The organism is Roseicyclus sp. (assembly GCF_052168335.1).
GTDB lineage: Bacteria > Pseudomonadota > Alphaproteobacteria > Rhodobacterales > Rhodobacteraceae > Roseibacterium.
In genome coordinates, this window is the sequence record NZ_JBQLZP010000641.1 from 1 (window position 1) to 1,065 (window position 1,065).

At 74.9% G+C, this 1,065-nt stretch carries 1 protein-coding gene and 1 pseudogene; both read right to left on the reverse strand.

Going from position 1 to position 1,065, the window contains the following annotated elements; translation table 11 throughout:
- Positions 1 to 505, reverse strand: a pseudogene (locus tag ACTS11_RS19630) (DNA polymerase III subunit delta'); the annotation flags it as partial.
- 115 nt (positions 506 to 620) lie between these two features.
- Positions 621 to 1,065 (reverse strand): dTMP kinase (gene tmk / locus ACTS11_RS19635; protein WP_442641973.1); only part of this gene is annotated, 445 nt, incomplete at its 5' end.

A 1,065-nucleotide genomic window follows, 5' to 3' on the forward strand; every position in this document is an offset into this window, starting at 1 on the left:
CCTTCAGGAGGGCGTTGGCGGCGTTCGGGTTCATCTCGTCCGCGGCGTCGACGATGACGACGCGCCGCCGCCCGGCCTCGCCGGAGAGGTTGAAGAAGCCCTTGAGCCGCCGCACGTCCTCGACCCGGATGACGTCGCTCAGCGCCTTGCCGTCCTCGCGCGGGCTCCGCCGGATGAGGCAGACCGAGGGCTCGGAGAGCGCGCGGATGCGGCGGGCGACGGGGTGCTCGGGGTCGATGTCGAGGCGCGTCGCGGGGGGCGGCGCGAAGAGGGCGTCGCCCTCGGCGGGCGGATGGGCGAGGAGGTGGCGCGCGGCGCGCCAGGCGAAGGTGGCCTTGCCGACGCCGCGCGGGCCGGTGAGGAGCCAGCCATGGGGCAGGCGGCCCGAATTGAGCGCCGCGAGGAACGCGGCCTCGGCGGCGTCCTGTCCGAAGAGGCGGATCGTCTCGCGCGGGTGGGGCGCGCCCGGGATGCGGTCGGGTTCGGGGAGGGTGTCGTCGGTCATCGGCAAAGGGTCTAGCACGGGGTGGACGGTTCCGCGAGGGCGCCCGGAACGCGCGCGTTCCGGGCCGGAAATGCCGGCATTTCCGGCCCGTTTTCCGTGGCGGAAAACGGCGCGGCTAAAGCCGCGCGTCCACCGCCTCGGCGATCCGCTCCGCCACCCTGTCGGGGGCCTCGGAGGCATCGATCACCACGCAGCGGCCCTGCGCCTCGCGTGCCAGCGCGAGGAAACCCGCGCGGAGCTTCTCCTGGAAGGGCAGGCCGAACTCCTCGAAGCGGTCCTCGCCCGAACCCCGGGCGAGCCCGCGCGACAGCGCCACGCCCGGGTCCATGTCGAGGATCAGCGTCAGGTCGGGCTCGACGCCGATGGCCGCGGCGTGGATCGCGTCGACGAGGCCGCGCAGATCGCCCCGCGTCGCGCCCTGGTAGACGCGGGTGCTGTCGGCGAAGCGGTCGGTCACCACGTCGCGGCCCGCCGCGAGGGCGGGGCGGATCGTCCGCTCGAGGTGGTCGCGCCGCGCCGCGGTGAACAGCAGGATCTCCGTCTCGGGCGACCAGCGGGCG